At 34.5% G+C, this 16,315-nt stretch carries 18 protein-coding genes, 1 tRNA gene and 1 pseudogene; 17 read left to right on the top strand and 3 right to left on the bottom strand.

Going from position 1 to position 16,315, the window contains the following annotated elements; all coding sequences use genetic code 11:
- Window positions 1–13: 13 nt before the first annotated feature.
- The gene (locus ACFX5E_RS12995; RefSeq protein WP_379855585.1) at window positions 14–286 is read left to right on the top strand and encodes an HU family DNA-binding protein; all 273 of its coding nucleotides are present in this window, start codon (window positions 14–16) and stop codon (window positions 284–286) included.
- Between the two features lie 117 nt (window positions 287–403).
- Window positions 404–964, top strand: coding sequence for a YqgE/AlgH family protein (locus ACFX5E_RS12990; RefSeq protein ID WP_379855584.1), 561 nt, complete (start codon window positions 404–406; stop codon window positions 962–964).
- On the opposite strand, the gene ACFX5E_RS12985 is transcribed toward ACFX5E_RS12990, so the two are convergent.
- Both ACFX5E_RS12985 and ACFX5E_RS12980 read right to left on the bottom strand, forming a co-directional pair.
- The gene (locus ACFX5E_RS12985; protein ID WP_379855583.1) at window positions 961–1,800 is read right to left on the bottom strand and encodes an aminotransferase class IV; all 840 of its coding nucleotides are present in this window, start codon (window positions 1,798–1,800) and stop codon (window positions 961–963) included. The genes ACFX5E_RS12990 and ACFX5E_RS12985 overlap by 4 nt on opposite strands.
- A 54-nt stretch (window positions 1,801–1,854) precedes the next feature.
- Window positions 1,855–2,247 carry an START-like domain-containing protein gene (locus tag ACFX5E_RS12980; protein WP_379855582.1) on the bottom strand — a complete coding sequence of 131 codons (393 nt, stop codon included), beginning with the start codon at window positions 2,245–2,247 and terminating at the stop codon, window positions 1,855–1,857.
- A 155-nt stretch (window positions 2,248–2,402) separates the two neighbouring features.
- Between ACFX5E_RS12980 and ACFX5E_RS12975 the strand changes: the two genes are divergently transcribed.
- Window positions 2,403–2,479 (top strand) — tRNA-Met (locus tag ACFX5E_RS12975).
- Between the two features lie 415 nt (window positions 2,480–2,894).
- Here the strand turns inward: ACFX5E_RS12975 and ACFX5E_RS12970 are convergent.
- Window positions 2,895–3,017, bottom strand: a complete 123-nt coding sequence (locus ACFX5E_RS12970) for a hypothetical protein (RefSeq protein WP_379855581.1) — start codon at window positions 3,015–3,017, stop codon at window positions 2,895–2,897.
- 597 nt (window positions 3,018–3,614) lie between these two features.
- Here ACFX5E_RS12970 and ACFX5E_RS12965 point away from each other — a divergent pair.
- From ACFX5E_RS12965 to ACFX5E_RS12900, 14 genes and pseudogenes are all read left to right on the top strand, one after another.
- Entirely contained in the window at window positions 3,615–3,983 is a 369-nt protein-coding gene (locus tag ACFX5E_RS12965) for a hypothetical protein (protein ID WP_379855580.1), read from the top strand.
- Window positions 3,984–4,388: 405 nt separating this feature from the next.
- Complete coding sequence (locus ACFX5E_RS12960; protein ID WP_379855579.1) at window positions 4,389–5,033, top strand: heavy metal-binding domain-containing protein; 645 nt, start codon at window positions 4,389–4,391, stop codon at window positions 5,031–5,033.
- 35 nt (window positions 5,034–5,068) lie between these two features.
- Window positions 5,069–5,359, top strand: coding sequence for a heavy metal-binding domain-containing protein (locus ACFX5E_RS12955; RefSeq protein ID WP_379855578.1), 291 nt, complete (start codon window positions 5,069–5,071; stop codon window positions 5,357–5,359).
- Window positions 5,360–5,533: 174 nt separating this feature from the next.
- A complete protein-coding gene (locus ACFX5E_RS12950) occupies window positions 5,534–7,147 on the top strand; it encodes an ABC1 kinase family protein (protein WP_379855577.1) in 1,614 nt (537 codons plus the stop codon).
- 752 nt (window positions 7,148–7,899) lie between these two features.
- Window positions 7,900–8,913, top strand: a complete 1,014-nt coding sequence (locus ACFX5E_RS12945) for a type II glyceraldehyde-3-phosphate dehydrogenase (RefSeq protein ID WP_379855576.1) — start codon at window positions 7,900–7,902, stop codon at window positions 8,911–8,913.
- 11 nt (window positions 8,914–8,924) lie between these two features.
- Window positions 8,925–9,986, top strand: coding sequence for a class I fructose-bisphosphate aldolase (locus ACFX5E_RS12940; RefSeq protein ID WP_379855575.1), 1,062 nt, complete (start codon window positions 8,925–8,927; stop codon window positions 9,984–9,986).
- Between the two features lie 186 nt (window positions 9,987–10,172).
- Window positions 10,173–10,550, top strand: a complete 378-nt coding sequence (locus ACFX5E_RS12935; protein WP_379855573.1) for a hypothetical protein — start codon at window positions 10,173–10,175, stop codon at window positions 10,548–10,550.
- Window positions 10,534–10,863, top strand: a pseudogene (locus tag ACFX5E_RS12930) (MerC domain-containing protein); the annotation flags it as partial. The gene ACFX5E_RS12935 and the pseudogene ACFX5E_RS12930, both read left to right, overlap by 17 nt.
- A gap of 51 nt (window positions 10,864–10,914) precedes the next feature.
- Complete coding sequence (locus ACFX5E_RS12925) at window positions 10,915–11,133, top strand: GDCCVxC domain-containing (seleno)protein (protein WP_379855621.1); 219 nt, start codon at window positions 10,915–10,917, stop codon at window positions 11,131–11,133.
- Between the two features lie 27 nt (window positions 11,134–11,160).
- Window positions 11,161–11,871, top strand: coding sequence for a PepSY domain-containing protein (locus ACFX5E_RS12920; RefSeq protein ID WP_379855572.1), 711 nt, complete (start codon window positions 11,161–11,163; stop codon window positions 11,869–11,871).
- Between the two features lie 45 nt (window positions 11,872–11,916).
- Window positions 11,917–12,786 (top strand): DUF2911 domain-containing protein, encoded by an 870-nt coding sequence (locus tag ACFX5E_RS12915; protein ID WP_379855571.1) that lies wholly within the window; start codon window positions 11,917–11,919, stop codon window positions 12,784–12,786.
- Between the two features lie 24 nt (window positions 12,787–12,810).
- Window positions 12,811–13,296 carry a DUF305 domain-containing protein gene (locus tag ACFX5E_RS12910; protein ID WP_379855570.1) on the top strand — a complete coding sequence of 162 codons (486 nt, stop codon included), beginning with the start codon at window positions 12,811–12,813 and terminating at the stop codon, window positions 13,294–13,296.
- A gap of 125 nt (window positions 13,297–13,421) precedes the next feature.
- Window positions 13,422–16,046: a cation-translocating P-type ATPase gene (locus ACFX5E_RS12905; RefSeq protein ID WP_379855569.1), complete on the top strand. Its 2,625-nt coding sequence runs from the start codon at window positions 13,422–13,424 to the stop codon at window positions 16,044–16,046.
- Window positions 16,043–16,201 carry a hypothetical protein gene (locus ACFX5E_RS12900; protein ID WP_379855568.1) on the top strand — a complete coding sequence of 53 codons (159 nt, stop codon included), beginning with the start codon at window positions 16,043–16,045 and terminating at the stop codon, window positions 16,199–16,201. Before ACFX5E_RS12905 ends, ACFX5E_RS12900 begins: the two co-directional genes overlap by 4 nt.
- Window positions 16,202–16,315 lie beyond the last annotated feature (114 nt).

The following is a 16,315-nucleotide window of genomic DNA, read 5'->3' as shown; positions in this document are numbered from 1 at the left end:
ATAACTATTCATTATGAACAAATCAGAATTAATCGATGCTATGGCTGCTGATGCAGGAATTACAAAAGCTGCTGCAAAATTAGCTTTAGAGTCATTTTTAGGAAATGTAGGCGGTACTTTGAAAAAAGGTGGAAGAGTATCTTTAGTAGGTTTCGGATCTTGGTCAGTTTCAGCTAGAGCTGCTAGAGACGGTAGAAATCCTCAAACAGGAAATACGATTCAAATCGCTGCTAAAAATGTTGTGAAATTTAAAGCTGGTGCAGAATTAGAAGGAGCAGTAAACTAGTTTAAGTTTTCCAATATAATAAAACCTTCCACAGGAAGGTTTTTTTATGCACTTTAACGACTTTATTTGGTGTTTTGACAAATTTATTCTTAAATTTAAGTAACAAAAAATAGCGTCATGATCTCAGAAAAGTTAAGAAAAGGACATCTACTTATTGCAGAGCCTTCTATAGTGGGCGATCTATCATTCAATAGATCCGTAATCTTATTAGCAGATCATAATAAAGAAGGATCTGTTGGTTTTATTATAAATAAGCCATTGAAATATACCATAAATGATTTGATTCCAGAAATATGCGCACGGTTTAAAATTTATAATGGAGGTCCGGTAGAACAAGATAATCTGTATTTTATACACAATATTCCTAATTTAATCCCAAACAGTATTGAGATATCAAATGGGATCTATTGGGGAGGTGATTTTGAATCTACCAAAGCACTAATCAACGACGGAAAAATCAATAAAGATAACATCCGTTTTTTCCTTGGTTATACCGGTTGGGATGAAAACCAATTAGAAAACGAAATGTTAGAAAATTCATGGATTATTACTGAAAACAATTACGAAAATAAAATCATCGGAAAATCCGCAACTCATTTCTGGCAGGAACAAATAAAAGAATTAGGTGGTGAATACCTTATATGGTCAAATGCCCCTGAAAACCCTTATTTGAATTAATTTACGCTTATCATTTCATTAAGCATTTGCACTAATTCACTTGCCACTCTGGTAGTAAAAGTCTTCTTGCGGTATTTTGTAATAGGCTGTATACCCTTTATTACATTTGTTATAAACAATTCATCTGCTTTCTGAAGGTCAAATGGAGAAATTGCCTCTTCAACCACTTCTAAGTGATCCATTTTTTTTGCCAATCCCAAAATTTGTTTTCGCATAACACCATTCAAACAACCTTCTGAAACTGGCGGAGTAATTAGTCTATTTCCAATTAGCATAAAAATATTCCCTTGTAATGCTTCAACGACATTTTTACTGTCATTCAATAAAACACAATTATCCAAGCCATTTTCATTAGCATAAATACTTCCTGTAATATTGATGATTTTATTGGTTGTTTTTATCGAAGAGAGCAATTGCTTCGTTACATAAAAATCTTTGTAAAGATCCACTTCATAATCCCCTTGTTCAATAGAATAAAAAGTACTTTCTAATGGTACTGCATGAATCAAAAAGGAAACATTATTATTCTTCGGCAAATAATAACCACCATCATTTCTATAAATGGTTATCCTAGCGCGAGATGAATGAGATAATTCATTAATTTTTATCAGCGATAGAATCTGTTCTTCAAAATATTCCATCGTGAAATTCATGGGTATTTCCATTCGAATCACCCGCATAGAGGACATTAATCTAAAATAATGATCTTCTAAAAATAGAATTTTATTGTTTATTATTTTAACCGTTTCAAAAACAGCATCGCCATATAAAAAGGCGCGATTTTGTGTCAATATATTAGCGTCTTGAGACACTATAGTTCCATTAAAATTAATCATAAAAAAGCCCTAAATTTTGTTTAGGGCAAATATAAGTCATAAAATAGGATTAAACTATACAGATCCGATGAGATGTTTCAAATCTGAAATTTGATTTTCCCAAAGTTGTGTAGCTTCATCAACTTCGTCTTTATCTGCAAAGTCAACCACCATCAGGGAAACATCTTTTGTCAACTCATCAACCAAGATGTGCAACTCAAAAAAGTATTCGGTATCTTTATTATTTTCATCTATCCATTTAAATTTTACCTTCTCACCCGACTTTTTAGAGGCAAGTCTGGCTTTTTCTTCGGAGTCATTCCAAATAAAAGTAAAAAATTCACCACGAGAATTTACATTATCAGCAAACCATTCCGATAAACCGGATGGAGTCGATATATATTGATATAACAATTGAGGAGATGAATTTATGGGGAACTCGATTTCGTAACGTACTTTTTGATCCATGAGCTACATTTAATTTTTCTGAAATATATAGAATATAAATCCGAAAAAAAAGCATTTTTAAAAATATTTTTTTTTATTTAAAAAACACTTGCAAGCTGTATTATTATTTTTATATTTGCACCCGCATTCAGGGATGGTTATCCACCCTCAATCATGGCGAGATAGCTCAGTCGGTTAGAGCGCAGGATTCATAACCCTGAGGTCCCGAGTTCAAATCTCGGTCTCGCTACCAAAGCAAAAACCCTAACATCAATATGTTAGGGTTTTTTGTTTAAATAAATTTCTCACTGAGTGAGAAATTTGAGTGAGAAATTTAAAAAAACAGCATGCTATAACCCTCATAATGTAAATAATACGATACCAAACCTCAGGTATATTATTACTATTTTTTTTCTAAGGAAAAATGTAATACGATTTTGAAGTGTTTTTATTGCATCTAAAGAAAAAAATACTACACTTTTAAAGTAATCCACTTTTGCATCTTTGGTCAATTCAAATTGGAATTTGGTGGTCATTATCACTGGAATTTGCATTACAAGTCGCCAAACATTTTTCTGAATTTGAAAATGTCGTTCCTGACATTTAAGTTGGTCCCATTTTCTTATTCTTTTTCCTTTAAAAAATCATGATGCAAAAATGTTTTATGCTTAAAAAGCTTTTAATGAACCATTAGGAAAAAGAGAATTAAGAACTTTAAAAGCATTTGAACGAACAGGAATAGCAGATGCACAAACTGCTAATTCAGATAAAATACCTGTAAGTACTTTCAAAAACCTTATGTTTTAGATTTGCAAAATACTTTTTTAGAAAAAGATTTGGAACAGACAATATTATGCGATTTAGAAAAATTCATTCTCGAACTAGGCAAAGGTTTTTTTGTTTGTAAAACGCCAAAAACGGATGATTATAGATATCGAAGATTTCAATTTAGATTTGCTTTTTTACCATAGAAAAACTGAAACAATTAGTAGCCCATAGAATTAAAATTAGGGGAATTGCAAGCCAAACACACAGGTCAAATGGAATTATATCTCAAATGGTCAGACAAATAAGAAAAACAAGAAGGAGAGAATACACCAATAGTTTTAATACTTTGTGCCGAAAGTAGCAGAGAACAAATCGAATTGCTTGAAATGCATAAAGAGGGGATAATCATAAAGTAAAAAAACGCTCGAATTGACCACTATATTTCGGTTATTACTAAACGGGCACAGAAAACAAAAATACAAATATACCTAATATCGCAAATGTAAACCACCACAGAACAGGAAATCAAACCAAAGTATTGCTGAAAGATTTTTTTAAATGTTTTGTGAAGATTTTTAATATAATTTCGCTAACTTTATATGAATATTTGTAGAGTACGAATGAAAAAAATTAAGATAATATTAATCATCACCCTTGGCATTTTATTGATGCCAAATAATGGCTTTGCGTGCGGAAGAAATAAAATTAAAACTGAAAAAAACTGCTGCAAAAAAGAAATTACCTCCAAAACAGAAAAAAAATCTTGTTGCGATAAAAGCGATAATTGCAAAAAAGAATGTCGCGGCAAATGTATGCATTTTTCCTGCACAGCTGTTTCGATTCTTCAGTTTAATATAATCAATACTTTTGATATTGATTTCAAAAATAACAATTTCAGTTATTCTACCAAAAAACTAAAATTTCATAAATCGGAAACCATCGTTTCTTCTGGTTTCTATTCTATTTGGATTATACCAAAAATAAGCTAAATTCCAATTATGACAGCCATAATTATGTCAAATTGAGAGCGATTTCACCTTGAGATTATTTATTTTTCTCGCTGATTACAATTATTAAATCATAGTTTAATTACTATAATTTAGTTTTTTTATTTAGAGTTATTCAAACAGAACATTGGCAAAGACTTATTAAAAAAATAATAAAGTGGATATCAAATAAATTGCAAAAACATTGATAGCAATACTATATTGTTTTAAGTAGCAATCGCCAATCCACGGATTAGAAATACTAAAATACCAACAAATCAATATTAACCATTTACAAACGTAGGTTGATCTAACAAAAACAATTAAAAATCATTATTGTAATTCTCTATTTTATGAATTGTAACAAAGTAGCAGATATAATCAAGTTAAATTTTAAAAAATGAAAAAATGAAAACATTAATTATCGTACTAAGCGCATTCTTAGCAGTAAATTCGTTGGCGAAAGCTCAAGAGCTCCCACAACCTCCAAAAAAGGAAGCTCAAAAAGTAACTTACACTTGCCCTATGCATCCAAATGAGGTAAGTTCAGATCCCGGAAAATGTGCCAAATGCGGAATGGAAATGGTAAAAACTACTGAAAAAATTGATACCCATGCTACAAAAGGAAGTCAACCTATGAGTCTAATTGTGACTAAATATGTTTGTCCAATGGACGGCACAACTACTGACGAACCCGGGAAATGTTCTAAATGTGGAATGAAATTGGTGAAAACCACCGAGAAAGTTGATACCCACGCTACAAAAGGAAGTCAACCCAAGAGTACAATTGTTACAAAATATGTTTGTTCAATGGATGGCATATCTTCCGACAAACCTGGAAAATGTTCTAAATGTGGCATGGAAATGATAAAAACTACAGAGAGAAAATACGACCACGCTGTAAAGGGAAGTCAAGCTCGCAGCTATATTGTGACAAAATATGTTTGTTCTATGGATGGTACAACTTCCGATAAGCCGGGTAAATGTTCTAAATGTGGAATGGATATGAAAGAAATGAATGAGCAAAAAATGGAAGAAAACCACAAACATTAATTATAATAATTACGAAAATTCTTAACATATACATAATGAAAAATATAATCCTTTCCGCCATTGCGATGGCATTCGTATTGGTTTCCTGTAACCAAAAAGCCAAAGAAACAACAACAGATGATTCCCATGAGATGGGCAATGACAGTACTATGATGGATAATGACAACACAATGATGAACGACAAAACTAAAACAATGGAAAATCAAGAAAAAATGTATGCTTGTCCAATGCACCCGGAAGTGCAAGGAAAACTGAATGACAAATGCTCAAAATGTGGGATGAAACTAACAGAGCCTGTTCCTGAGAAAACGGAAGAAAACAAATAAAAATTATAGTTTCAAGATTAGAAAATTAGGCAGCGATAGAAATTTTTAAATAAGGTAGGATTTATACAAGTTAAAATTCACCTTTAATATATAGTTAGTATTTAGTAAAATTAAAATGCATTTACAAATAGAGCAGTTTATTTAACACCAATGTTTTACAATAGAAGACAAGCAATGATAAAAGAAACAGAAAAAATTAGTATACGGAAAGCAGCGCCACGACTAATGCAAATCATGCGTGTGCTGGCCCGGCATAAGTTTCTGCGAAGCTTGATAGGCAAGAGGAATTTACCACCGCCAAAAGAAGTACGGGAAACTTTTGAGGAACTGGGACTGGTCTTTATCAAATTCGGACAAGTGCTTGCTATGCGGCGAGATCTGCTTCCGGCTGATTATATCAAAGAGTTGGAACTGCTGCATGATGACTTGCCGGCTATGAGCATTAGCGTGGTAAAGTCAACAGTAAAAACCGAACTCGGCAGCTTATTAACGAAGTTGTTTTCATCGTTTGGCGAAAAGCCGATAGCCGCCGCCACCATCGCCCAGGTACATGAAGCAACTATGCACGACGGACTGAAAGTAGCAGTGAAGGTGCAACGACCAGGCCTTAAAGAAATAATTTCAACGGATATTGCGGCGCTTACTTACCTGGTATCGCTGGGAGAGAAACTCTTTCCAAAGCTTCGTGCATTCGACCTGCCTGTTGTAGTGAAGGAATTTGCCATCACGCTGAACCGGGAAACCGATTTCAATCGGGAAGCCCGTTCTATGATGCTCTTTAAAAAATCACTGGCAAATATTCCTGAGCTCTGGATTCCGGATGTTGTGAAAGAATGTTCGGGAAGAACCGTTCTCACAATGGATTTTTCTGAAGGCAAACGCATAGACCACTACGCTAAGAAGCACCCCGAAGCGATGCCCGATTTAATGAACACCTTAATTAAACTGACACTGCAATCCATCTTCGAAGAAGGAAGTTTTCACGCTGACCCACATCCGGGTAATGTTTTTGTTTTGCCCGATGGACGGCTTTCCCTGCTCGATTTTGGAAACACAGGTGAGCTTGATGAAGCCATGCGTGAATCATTAATACTCCTGCTGGAAGCAGTAGTTAAAGGGGATGCGAAGGCAGCAACTGAAGCCTACCTCGAAATGGCAGCGGCCAATGAAGAAGTAAACCATGAAGCGCTTTTAGTGGATATGAAGGCAGTGCTATATGATATGCACAGTGGTGACATGGAAGCTGTTTCAATCGGCGATGCCTTCGATTCGCTGATGAGTGCCGGAACTCGGAACGGGGTTCACAATCCTCCCGAGTTTGTTCTACTCACCCGTACTTTCATCATCCTGGAATCATTAATACGCCAGCTTGCCCCCGAACATAACTATATGAAATCTTTTCGTGAAGAGATCTTACGTCTCACTAAGCAGCACTTTTCACCCCACCAGATTAAGGATAAGACAATCAAACTTGCCCGTGAAATGGAACGCCTGATAATGGATGCACCTGGCGATACAAGACGAATACTCCGGCGTATCGCCGAAGGTAATCTGGGTCGGGTTCAGGCTCCTACATTGGAAAAACTGGCAGTTGGCTTAAGCAGTAATATAAAACAACTTGCAGGTGCCATTGCTTTGGCGGCATTTGTGGTAAGTGGAACAATATTATTATTCAGTAAGATGGGTGGCTGGCATCATCTCCTAGGCGTAACAATGATTATCATAGGAATTTTAGGTACAATTATTGGCCGAATCGGAACCTGGTTTAGAGATCGTGGCAAACCTTGACATGTCGCACTAAAACCGAAAAGCATTGCTTACTATTGATGTTATTGCGACAACTTTTTCCAAACCCAACTACGGTTTATACAATAGTTGGTAAGGGAAAAATGTTGGTTATGATAGTGGATTTTAATAAAACTAGTACCAGATGAATATTATTCAATATTTAAAATTAATTTAAAACTAAAAATTATGCATTATTACGACGGAAATTTTGTAGGAATGCATCTTATATAGTGGATTATAAGGGTTTTATTTCTTTTTTGGATTTTTGTAACACCATGGAATATTCCGGGGCAGAGATCAAAAAAAGATTCCCCTCTGGATATTCTTAAAAAATGCTTCGCCAATGGGGAAATCACCAAAGAAGAATATGAAGAATTTAAAAAGATTTTAAATTCTGAAAATTAATTTAAAATCAAATAAACGCAAAACAACTTGGTTTTGCCTTCGGGCTTACAGGAGCACTGATTTATTTAGGTTACATGATAGTAATGTCAACAGCGGGAAAAGAAGGCAATATTGTCTTTTTCAACAGCCTCTTATAATGCCTAAACACCACCAATATTATAAGAATAGACGTTTCGATATTAGAGGATTTCTTTTGTATTATTCAATCATTTATTTTAGATTGGCTTGTAAGAGCTTGTTTTGGAGTATTTTATAGTGTTCAAAATAATACATTATTAAATAGGTTTCCTGTCTGATTTAAAATAAAAAAAAGAGTAAACTAATACAAATATTTTAAACAATTAAACATGAAAAATATAGCAGTTATAGGATACGGTGTCATCGGCAAAAGAGTGGCCGATGCCATTAACATACAAGACGATATGAATCTAGTTGGAGTTTGTGATGTAATAAGTGATTGGCGCATACAAAATGCCATTAGAAAAGAATATAATATCTATGCGGCAACCAACGAAGCCGAAAAACAAATGAAGTCTTCAGGCATTTCGGTACAAGGTAACTTACAGGATTTATTAGACAAAGTGGATCTCGTGGTCGATTGTACGCCAAAGAACATAGCGGCAAAGAATGTTGAAATATATAAGAAGCAAGGGATTAAATTTATTGTTGAGGGTGGCGAAAAACACGAAACTACTGGGCATTCATTTAATGCAGAAACCAATTATGAATCAGCTTTAAACCTAAATGCAACACGAGTAGTTTCTTGCAATACAACTTCCATCTTAAGAACACTTGGCGCATTGAAAAGAGCGGATTTATTGGATTATGCACGAGGAACATTGTTAAGAAGAGCAACCGACCCTTGGGAAAGTCATTTAGGAGGTATTATGAACACAATGGTACCTGAAAGAGAAATTCCAAGTCATCAAGGACCTGATGCACAAAGTGTCGATCCCGACTTGAATGTCATTACTTCGGCTGTAAAAGTGCCAGAAACTTTAAGCCATTTGCACTACTGGAATGTAAAATTAAAAAAGCAGACCACAAAAGAAGAAGTGCTAAATGCTTTTAAAACATCAAGCCGCATCAAACTAATTCAATATGACCAAGGTTTGGTTTCCAATAACACCATCAAAGAAATGTTTTTGGATATGGGCAGACCTTGGGGAGATATGTATGAAGTTGCCCTTTGGGAAGACATGCTGAAAGTGGTTGGAGATGAACTTTTCTATGCCTACGTGGTAGACAATCAAGCCATCGTAATCCCAGAAACGATTGATGCTATACGAGCACTAACTGGAATTGAAACCGATAGTCAAAAATCTATCTCTAAAACTAATAAAAGTTTAGGAATCAATTAAATGCTTTTGAGATGAAAACAAATAAAAATATAACAGAAATTTTAGGTGATAAATCATCCTTCTATTTGGATTACGTTTGTGAAAAAATTACTAAAGATGAATTGCAAACCCCAAGCAAACTGAGCCTTGATGAGGTTTTTTTAAACAGCAACAGAAACCCACAAGTATTGCGGAGTCTATCCCAATTGTACAAGCACGGTAATCTTTCCGGCACAGGCTACTTGAGTATTCTTCCTATAGATCAAGGTGTTGAGCATAGCGCTGCTTTTTCTTTCTATAAAAATCCGGAATATTTTGATCCAGAAAATATTATAAAATTGGCGATCGAAGCTGGCTGCAATGGTGTAGCTTCAACATTTGGAGTTTTAGGACTGAATGCTAGAAAATATGCTCACAAAATACCGTTTATTGTAAAGTTGAATCACAATGAACTTCTTACGTACCCAACCAAATATGACCAAACATTGTTTGGTAAAGTTAAAGCCGCTTGGGATATGGGAGCTGTTGCCGTAGGTGCTACAATCTATTTTGGTTCAGAAGAAAGCAACAGACAACTCAGCGAAATAGCTGAAGCTTTTGAAGAAGCACATAATTTAGGAATGGCAACTATCTTATGGTGCTATCTGCGTAATGATGGATTCAATAAAGATAAAGTTGATTATCACGCTGCTGCTGATCTTACAGGGCAAGCAAACCATTTGGGAGAAACCATTCAGGCTGATATTATCAAACAAAAGTTACCAACAAATAATTTTGGTTTTAAAAATATCGGTTTTGCTAAATATGACGATGCAATGTACAAAACACTCACCACTGACCACCCTATTGACTTGTGCAGATTACAAGTGGCTAATTGCTATATGGGCAAAATCGGGTTAATCAATTCGGGTGGTGGATCTAATGGCGAGTCTGATTTGGTTGAAGCCATCACGACCGCAGTGATCAATAAGCGTGCAGGTGGTTCTGGTTTGATTCTAGGTAGAAAAGCATTTCAACGCCCTTTTAAAGAAGGTGTTGACCTATTGCATACTGTGCAAAGCGTTTATCTTGAAAAAAAAATAACCATAGCATGATAAAGTATAAAAAGTTGAACTGACATTATAAATTCGGAAACTATAAAAGTTGCTTAACTAATACTGCGGTTTTTATTTGCATATCCAGTTTCATTAGGTTATGATGTTACTCCGGCCAGTAATGACAAAAGCAAAGTATTCAATGGTCAAAGTTTTTCGTTTATATCAATTAGTAAATTTCCTGAATTGCCAAAAGATAAAGACACCCAAAACACGATTAAACTCATTGATGTACTTTGGTTTCAAAAAGGAACAAACAATATCATCGGTGCATTTGAAGTAGAAAAAAGCACCAGTATTTATTCAGGTATTTTACACCTTTCTGATTTATATTTTAGTATTTTCGATGGGGAAGAGGTATATTACATCATCTTTCCGGACATTCGCGAAAAAGATGTGATACAACAATTGAATAGACCCGTTATTAAAAATTCAAAAATGAACATCAAATACATACTGTTTTCAGAATTGCGAAACCAATGCGATGCGATTTGCAAATTTGGTTCAGATTATTCCATTATGAAAAAATCGCAAAATCAATTTAAAAATGAAACTAACAAATAACATAGACAAATTAGGGACAATCGGTCTCTTTACAACAGCCATATTTTCACCGTGCTGCTTTCCTCTTTTTGCATTCGGAGCCGCAACATTAGGATTGGGTAGTTTTGAGCTGTTTGGCGGATGGACAATGTGGATTTTTCTTGTCATGATCATGATTTCAGTCATCGGACTATTCATTTCATATCGAAAACATCGTAGCGTTTATCCTTTATTGATCACCATACCATCGGTCATATTAATTTATTATGGATACTATTTTAGGGGCAACCCTTATTTTATTTACACAGGTATGTTTGGGGTATTGATAGCAACCGGAGTAAATTATTATAGAAATAAATTGGATGATACCTGCAATACTTGTGTAATCTACAACGGGAAGCCAGTCGAACTAAAATCAACCTTAACTTGCCCAAATTGCGGATATAAAAAAGACGAGATAATGCCTACTGATGCTTGCCAATTCTTCTATGAATGTAGTAATTGTAAAACAGTTTTAAAACCCAAACAAGGAGATTGTTGCGTTTTTTGTAGCTATGGAACTGTAAAATGTCCACCTATACAAGCAGGAGATAAATGTTGTTAATACTATTTAATGTAATAGATAAACTAAATGATTAAAGGAAAAAAAGCAAAATGGATTAGAAAGTCTCACCGATATTTAGGAATATTTTTAGGTCTTCAGTTCTTAATGTGGACCATTAGTGGTCTGTATTTTAGTTGGTCCAATATTGATGACATTCATGGCATGCAATTTCATAAAAAAGGAATTATTGCTGAGTCGTTTTCGGGTTTAATAAGCCCTTCCCTACTCCATCCTTTACTAGCAATCCAATCCATAGAATTAAGGGAGATTAATAAGAACCCTTTTTATTGGGTTAATGGGAAGATGCTTTATAATGCCAAGACGGGAAAATTAAAAAAGGGTATCTCTAAAGAAGAAGCATTGGTAATTGCAAAAAGAAATATTGTTTCAGATATAACAGTAAAAAAAGTTCAACTCATTAAAGAAGTAGGGAAACATCATGAATATAGAGAGCATTTACTGCCAGCCTACGTTATATCCTATCAGGAACCGAATAATTTAAAGGTCTATATTTCGACAAATGATGGTGCTTTTCAAACGATTAGACATCGCGATTGGAGATGGTTTGATTTTTTATGGATGACCCATACTATGGATTATGAGGGTAGAGACAATATGAATAATATTGTTTTAAGAGTCTTTTCATTATTGGGGTTGATAACCGTTTTAAGTGGTTTTTTACTTTGGTATATCTCATCGCCTACTATTAGAAAAATTTGGAGGAAAATAAAAAAATAATTTAAAATAATAAAAAACAGTAAAATCAATTTAAAATCAAAAACCATGAAAAAAGTAATTCTAATACATTTCTTTATTTTACAAGCTTTAGTAATTTCGGCACAAGAAAAAGTTCAAATAAAACTAACTTCTGCAAGTCCATCCGCATCATTTGAACAAGAATTAGGCAGCACAATGATCAAAGTTTCTTACAGCAGACCACTAGCAAGAGGCAGAAAAATATTTGGTGAAGTAGTCCCTTTTGAAAAGCTCTGGCGAACTGGCGCTAGTGATTGTACTACAATAACTACCAATGAAGATATTGTGTTTGGAAATACTACTTTAAAAATGGGTAGTTACTCAATATTCACAATACCTTCAAAAAAGGAGTGGACAGTAATTGTAAATACAGATACTACATTACATGGAGAAACGGGATACGATGCCAAAAAAGATATTTTTCGTTTTACAGTTCCAGTAGAAAGCATACCCAATTTTTATGAAACATTTACAATCGAAATAAATGACATTAACAGCAAAGGAGAGGGATTTCTAAAAATAATATGGGAAAATTCGATGGTGAAAATTCCATTAAAAAGCAAAGCAGATGAAACTATTTTAGCAGTAATAGATAAAAACATTATTAAAGAAAAAAACCTTGATGCCAATTTATTATTTCAAGCAGCAAACTATTATTACAGCACCAACAGAGATTCCAAGCAAGCAATAGTTTGGCTTTTAGAAGCTGAGAAATTAGATCCAAAGAATTTTTACTATCCTAATTTAAGACAAAAAATAGCAACGGACCTAAAAGACTATCCTAATGCCATTGAAGCAGCAAAAAAAGCTTTATCTATAGCTGAATTAAAAAAAATGAAAAGTGCAGAAGCATTAAAAAAACAAATTTTAGAGTTGGAGTTACTATTGAAAAAATAATTAATTTAAAAAAAAAATATGGAAATGAAACACACAACAGAAGAGCATTCAAAAGAATTAAGTTTGGCTATGTACAAGAAATTAGCGATTATGATAGTGTTATCATTTATAACGATGTACATACTAATGTATTCAATGGTAGATGTTTTTGCCAATGTAATACCCAATATAAACCAATTTTACATGGCTGGACTGATGACCATGCCGATGCTCATAATTGAACTTCTAGTAATGGGTAGCATGTATGGAAATAAGAAATTAAATATTTCACTGCTTGTGATTGGTTTCATTGCTTTGATTCTATTTTTTGCAGGTATTAGGCAACAGACGGCAGTTGGGGATAAAGAATTTTTAAAATCAATGATACCACACCATGCTGCAGCAATATTAATGGGAAAAGAGTCATCGGTTACCGACCCTGAAATTAAGGAATTAATTAAAAATATTATTACCAGCCAACAGGCAGAAATTGAACAAATGAAAGCAAAGCTTAAAGAATTAGATAAATAAAATTAGAATTAGTAAATCAATTTAAAATCAAAAAAATGAAAAGAATAATAGTATTATCATTAATGGAATTAGGACCATCAGGTTATCCGTTTGAGGCCGTCAGCTTTGTAATCAATTAATAGACAATGGGCAGCATTAAACTAAATAGTATTCCATATTCAACAGAACCCGAAGCGGTGATTGCTGCTTTGCAGTCTGATGGTGAAAGCGGATTATCTTCATCTGAAGTGGAGAAACGCTTGAAAGAATATGGAACCAATACAATTGAAGAGAAAAAGAACAAGAGCCTTAGGCTTATTTTTCTAGATCAACTTAAAAGTCCAATTGTGTGGTTACTTGTTTTTGCTGCTGGCTTATCTTTTTATTTTGGAGAATGGGTGGATGGTATTGCTATCCTTGCGGTGATACTGATTAATGCGCTTATTGGATTTTACATGGAGTTCCAGGCAAGGCGTTCCATGAATACACTAAAAAAATTATCTGCCGTTCCCGCCAAAGTGTTGAGGAATAAAAAATTGGAAGAAATAAATGCCGAAGGTATTGTTCCGGGTGATGTGGTTTATATTGAAGCCGGAGATATGATTCCTGCGGATGGTAGAATTTTTAATGCCTCACAAATGCAGATTGACGAATCGGCATTAACAGGCGAATCTGTTCCTGTTGAAAAACAAATAGAAAAGTTGGAAACAGACACCACTCCGACTGAACGAAATAACACGCTCTATAAGGGAACTTATGCTACAAAAGGCAACGGCTATATGGTAGTTACGGAAACCGGAATGGATACCGAACTTGGAAAAATTGCACAAATGGTACAAACAGCAGAACAAGCTGCTACACCCTTAGAAAAGAAACTGGAAGATTTTAGCAAAAAATTGATTTGGATAACAATAGCATTAGTAATCGTAATCTTTATTATAGGGCTTCTGAACGGGCAAAAGCTACTTGAAATGCTTCAAACTTCCATTGCGCTTGCTGTTGCGGCTATACCCGAAGGATTGCCAATAGTAGCTACAATGGCATTGGCACAGGGAATGATGAAAATGGCAAAATACAACGTGATTGTAAAAAAACTTTCGGCTGTTGAAACACTTGGTGGAACCAATGTAATATGTACTGATAAAACAGGTACACTTACGCAAAATAAAATAGAAGTCAATACAATTATTACCCCTGCTGATAATGCAGAAGCTTTAGAAATTATTAATCGAATAGCCGTTTTATGCAATACAGCAGAGTTGCAAAACAACAATGGTGCTGTTAAAGAAATTGGAGACCCTCTTGAAATCGGGTTGCTAAAATTTGCTTTGAAAAATAATTTTAATATTCAGGATTATCGAATTCAATTTCCTAAAATAAAAGAAGAACCTTTTTCTTCCGAAACCAGAATAATGGCTACGCTTCATCAGTCTGAAAAGGAACTTACTTCTTATGCTAAAGGAGCTACAGAAGAGTTGCTAATGCGTTGTAATCGTATTTTAGAAGCGGAAGGTATAATCGAACTGAATGATGATAAAAAAGAGCTTTGGATGCGAAAAGCCGAAGACCTTGCTAATTCAGGATTAAAGGTAATTGCTGGTGCATATAATCCAACGTCTTCAGACAATGAGATGGCTGTAAACCTTGTGTTTGTTGGATTGTTTGGAATGATTGACCCGCCAAGAGAAGAAGTATTTGATGCAATCGAGGAATGTAAAACAGCAGGGATCAATGTAATAATGATAACTGGGGATCATCCAGCCACTGCTAAAAATATTGCTCTTGAACTTGGCATTGCTAGTAAGGATAACTTTAAGGCAATGGTAGGAAAAGAAATGACCGATTACGAACATTTGACGGTACCGGAAAAATCAAATTGGTTGGATACAAAAGTTTTTGCAAGAGTAAGCCCTAAACAAAAACTGGACCTTGTTGCTGTTTTACAAGAAAGAAAAAACATTGTGGGGATGACAGGTGATGGAGTAAACGACGCTCCGGCATTGAAAAAAGCCGATATCGGTATTGCAATGGGGTTAAGAGGAACGCAGGTTTCTCAAGAGGTGGCAGACATGGTGCTAAAGGACGATTCTTTTTCATCTATTGTAATAGCTATTAGACAAGGGCGTGTTATTTTTGAGAACATACGAAAGTTTGTGATTTTTCTTCTCTCCTGTAACTTAAGCGAGTTATTAGTGATAGCATCTGCATCAGTATTTAGCCTTCATTTTCAATTATTACCTATTCAGATTCTTTTTATAAATCTTATAACAGATGTTTTACCTGCCCTTGCTTTGGGAGTAACGGAAGGCAGCCCGGATATAATGCAGAAACCACCAAGGAGCATTGACGAACCTATTATTGATAGAAAAAGATGGATTACTATTTTCTTTTATTCAATTGTTATTGGAGCTGGTAGTATAGGTGCAGTTTTTTTTAGTCATTATACGGTTCATAAAACGGAAACATGGAACCCGGAACTTTGTAATAATATTTTATTTTTTACGCTAATCTTTTCACAGCTTCTTCATGTACTGAATATGAGTAGCAGTTCTTCCTTTTTCAAATCAGAAGTACTCAGAAGCAAATATGTATGGGGTGCGATTGCTCTTTCGATAACCATTTTAATTAGTATGTATATGATTGAACCAATGAGAAAAGTGTTATCGCTTTATGAGATGTCTATCTATGATTGGCTTATTTCAATTGGAGCAGGTATTGTTTCATTAATAATAATTCAGATTGGTAAGAAATTAAATATTGCACAACAATGAACAGCGTAAATAAAAGCATTTCCGTTTTTGGTTTATATTCCTTATTCATGGGAACTGCTCTGTTGTTTTTAGCAGATATTGTGTTACCTATAGTAGGTTTACCTATCTCTAAAGAACCGTGGCTTCACTTACTCGGTTATGTTTTGATATGTTAACTATACTACTATTTGCGATCCGCCTTAAAGGAAATATTGATTTTGCGCGGTACACTATGCATACAAGATTATTCGCCCCACTGGTAGTCGTTTTCTTGATTGTAACAGGCAAAG

This window comes from Flavobacterium xylosi (assembly GCF_042787345.1).
GTDB lineage: Bacteria > Bacteroidota > Bacteroidia > Flavobacteriales > Flavobacteriaceae > Flavobacterium > Flavobacterium xylosi.
Note: the sequence above shows the minus strand (reverse complement) of the source record. Positions and strands in the feature narration are given on the sequence as shown.